Annotated in this window: 4 protein-coding genes and 1 pseudogene; all 5 read right to left on the bottom strand. The window is 68.9% G+C overall.

Going from position 1 to position 3793, the window contains the following annotated elements; translation table 11 throughout:
• Positions 1-407, bottom strand: a 407-nt coding sequence (locus ACFV4K_RS34990; protein ID WP_379280586.1) for an ATP-binding cassette domain-containing protein, incomplete at its 3' end; no start/stop codon positions are given.
• Positions 408-416: 9 nt separating this feature from the next.
• Entirely contained in the window at positions 417-1571 is a 1155-nt protein-coding gene (locus ACFV4K_RS34985) for a sugar ABC transporter substrate-binding protein (RefSeq protein ID WP_379280585.1), read from the bottom strand.
• A 122-nt stretch (positions 1572-1693) separates the two neighbouring features.
• The gene (locus ACFV4K_RS34980) at positions 1694-2638 is read right to left on the bottom strand and encodes an NADP-dependent oxidoreductase (protein WP_379280584.1); all 945 of its coding nucleotides are present in this window, start codon (positions 2636-2638) and stop codon (positions 1694-1696) included.
• Positions 2639-2710: 72 nt separating this feature from the next.
• On the bottom strand, positions 2711-2887 hold the full coding sequence (locus ACFV4K_RS34975) for a hypothetical protein (RefSeq protein ID WP_379280583.1): 177 nt from the start codon (positions 2885-2887) through the stop codon (positions 2711-2713).
• Positions 2888-3266: 379 nt separating this feature from the next.
• A pseudogene (locus ACFV4K_RS34970) lies at positions 3267-3793 on the bottom strand (hypothetical protein); the annotation flags it as partial.

Genomic DNA, 3793 nt, shown 5'->3' with positions numbered 1-3793 from the left:
GATTTCACGGTGCGCACCCCCAACGAGGCCAGGGTGCGCCGCGCCGCCTCCTCCATGCTCGCCTCGTCCAGCAGCCACGGCTTGCCGCGCTCCCGGCCGAGGAACATATTGGCCACGATGTCGAGATTGTCGGCCAAGGCCAGGTCCTGGTAGACGACCTCGATGCCGAGCGCCGCCGCGTCCTTGGCGCCACGCAGGTGAACGGGTTCGCCCCGGAATCGCACTTCGCCCGAATCGGCGGCGTGGATTCCGGCGACACATTTCACCAGCGTGGATTTGCCCGCGCCATTGTCGCCGACGAGTGCGGTGACCTCGCCCGCCGGCACGGTGAGGTCCACGTCGTGCAGCACGTGCACCGGTCCGAAACTCTTGTTCAGGCCGGTGATCCGGAGCAGCGGCTCATTCATGCCGAATCCTCAGGCGATGCCGAGCGCGGAGCAGGCGGACTTGACGTCGCCGGAGCAGACGTCACCGGCCTTCACGAAGCCGGAGTCCACCACCTGCTTGACCTCGGTCTTGGTGATCGGTTGCGGTTGCAGCAGCACGGATTTCACGTCCCGCTTGCCCTTCGGGTCCTGGCTCACGGCCTGCGCCAGCGCGTCCGCGGCCGCCTTGTCACCCTTGGCCAGGGCGACGGCGAGTGTGGCCGCGTTCTCCGCTTCCTCCTTGATGGGCTTGAACACGGTCATGTACTGGTCCCCGCGCAGCACCGCCTTGAGCCCGTCGACGGTGGCGTCCTGACCGGTCACCGGCACCTTGCCATTGAGGCCGTTCTTCTTCAGCACCGTGATCACCGCGCCCGCCAAGCCGTCATTGGCGGCGACCACGCCGTCGACCTTGCCGCCATTGCCGGTGAGGATCTGTTCGAAGGTGGTGCCACCCTTCTGGTTGTTCCAGTCGTCGATGGGCTGGCTGCGCACCAGTTTCAGCGCGCCCGAATCGTAGAGCGGCTGCAGTGCCTTCTGCTGGCCCTGATGGAAGAGGGTGGCGTTGTTGTCGGTCGGGGCGCCCTCGATCTCGACGACCTGCGCGCCCGGCCTGTCCTTCAGCGCGGTCGCCAGCCCCTGGCCCTGCAGCTCACCGACCTTCACATTGTCGAAGGACACGTAGTAGTCGGAGGATCCGCCGAGGTTGAGGCGGTCGTAGTCGATGGTCGGGATGCCCGCCTTCTTGGCCTTGGCCGCGACGGCGCTGCCGACCTCGCTGTTGATGGCGGCGATCACCAGGACCTTGACGCCCTTGGCGATCATGCCGTCGGCGAGGGTGGTGAACTTCTGGACGTCGCCCTGCGCGTTCTGGACGTCGGCGTCGAATCCAACCTGGTTCAAGGCATTTCGCAGCAGGGGCTTGTCGAAGGATTCCCAGCGGGCCGAGGTGGCCGTCTCGGGGAGGATGACACCGACCGTCCCGTTTCCCCCGCCGCCGGCGGGAGCGTTGGACGTGGAGGTGTCGGTACTGGAATTGGATCCACAGGCGGTGAGGGTGAGCAGGCCGGACAGAGCCAGCGCGGCGGCGGCGTAACCCCGTCGACGTCCGGACTTCTTCGGCGGGAGCGCGCTTTTCGTCCTCATCAGGGTGACCTTTCAGCAGCGGTCACTGGGTTGCGACCGCACACACGGCATATGTTGTGGGCAACAACATATGCCGTGCGCGGTCACGGAGGGGGACGATTCGCCAAAACTGGCGAGGCCGATCAGGGCAGTAGAATGACCTTTCCACCGGCGTGGCCGTCCATCACGAATGTATGCGCCGCAGCCACTTCCGCCAGCGGGAACGTCCTCGCGATGGCCAGATCAAGCTTGCCCGCCGACAGCAGCGGCAGCAGTTCACGCCAGGCATTGCCGCGGATCTCGGTGCCCGGATCGGCGCCGGGGCCCTGGCCGAGCACCTTGAAACCGTCGGTGGCCGCGCGGCCGAAGGCCACGATGCTCGCGATCCGACCGCGATCGGCGACCAGTTCGAGGGAGACGTCCACCGCCTCGTCGGTGCCGGCCGTGTCGATGGCGGCGTCGATTCCATTGGGGGCCAACGCCTTCACCCGATCGGCGAGACCCGGACCGTAGGCGACGGGTTCGACGCCGTAGGCCCGCAGCCGCTCATGACGACTCGGCGAGGCGGTGCCGATCACCCGGGCGCCGCGCGCGACCGCCAGCTGAGCGGCCAGGGCGCCGACGCTGCCCGCCGCGCCGTGCACCAGCACGGTGTCACCGGGGCCGACCGCGGTGGCGGCGAGCAGATGCACCGCGGTGCCGCCGACACTGAGCACGCCCGCGGCCTGCTTCCAGTCCACGTCGGCGGGCTTGGGCACGACGCGGGAGGCGTTCGCGGTGACCGCGGTGGCGTAACCGCCGCCCACCGTCGCGATGACCTCGTCACCGATCGCGATCGGCCCGGCCGGGCCCACCGCGTCGGGACCGACGGCGGTGACCACCCCGGCCACCTCGAGCCCCAGCCGGATCGGCAGCTTGCTCGGATCGGTGCCGAACGCACCGCTGTAGAGCTTGTAGTCGAAGGGATTCACCCCGGCGGCACGCACCGCGATGGTGACGTCGCCCGGCCCCGGGTCGGGCGCATCGACGTCGATGAGCGACAAGACTTCCGGTCCACCGTAAGCGGTGGCAACGACAGCAGTAGCCATACGGCGATCATACGGAGAACGGACCGCCCGCCCGGGTCTCCCCGGGTAGACGGTCCGTCGTGGGCCGTACGGTCAGAACTTGCTCAGCGGCGACTTGTCCTTCGACCCCGACACCACCTTGTACAGCAGGTACAGGCCGAAGATGACCGCGCTCACCATCAGGATGGGGAACAGGCTCTTGATCAGCGCGCCGAGAATCACGAAAGCGATCCAGACGAGGACGACGACGCCGAGAATCTTCCAGAACATTCCTTGCCTCCTAGTTTCCGAACCGCCGTCCGCGCGATCCGACACCATCCATACTGCGTCGGCCGGCTGAGAAAATCACCAGGTCAGCCGCGATATCCGGGACAGAATCAGGGTTCACCCCGAGGTCGTGCGACCGCCCTCGAACGGTCGATCCGGGGTGCCGGACCCCGCCCCACCTGCGGCGCTGCCGGCCGAGGCCGCCGCGCGCGGCTCTCCCCGGACATCGCGCGCACGCGCGCCCGAAGCGCGACCCCGGGGTCTCACCAGATGCGGGAATGGGGCGCGCCGCCGCGACATCAATGCGGGCGGCAGTGCGGGCGTTCACGAGAGAGCACGGCCCCAGACCACACGGAGTTCTCGTCTCGGACGCGGGCAGTTCTCAGGGACGCGTGCGGAAACGCTCGTCGGCCAGCTCGGTGAGCGCCTGAGCCCACCCGTCGAGCCGATCAGCGGCATCGCGCAGCCCGACCATGGCCCAGCCGAGATCATCGGCCACCGCGGCGCTTTCGGGCACGGCCAGCACCCGGGCGGCCGCCTCGACCATGCCCTCGAACTCGACCACGCCACCGTCGAGACGGACCGAAACTGCCCGAACATGCTCACCCAGAGGCGAATTCGACCCCAGCGCACCGGCGGCCTGCTCCATGGCGACCACATCCTGCGCGAGGGCGTGCAGAGCGGCGGCACCCGACGCGGCGGTCTCGAGCGTGTCGTCGAGATCATCCGCCGGCAGTCGCCCGGACCGCGCGATCTGCGCGTACAACCCGTGCAACGCCCGCTCCGCCCGCACCAACCGCGCGATCGAAGCCCGCGCCGCCGACCGGATCGGCGGCAACTTCCGCGGCACGAACGCCGCCTGCGGCAAGGGCTCCCGCCGCCGGTCCAGATACCGCCCCGCCGTCCCCG

Origin of the sequence: Nocardia sp. NPDC059764 (genome assembly GCF_042732555.1) — a bacterium.
Lineage (GTDB): Bacteria > Actinomycetota > Actinomycetes > Mycobacteriales > Mycobacteriaceae > Nocardia.
Note: the sequence above shows the minus strand (reverse complement) of the source record. Positions and strands in the feature narration are given on the sequence as shown.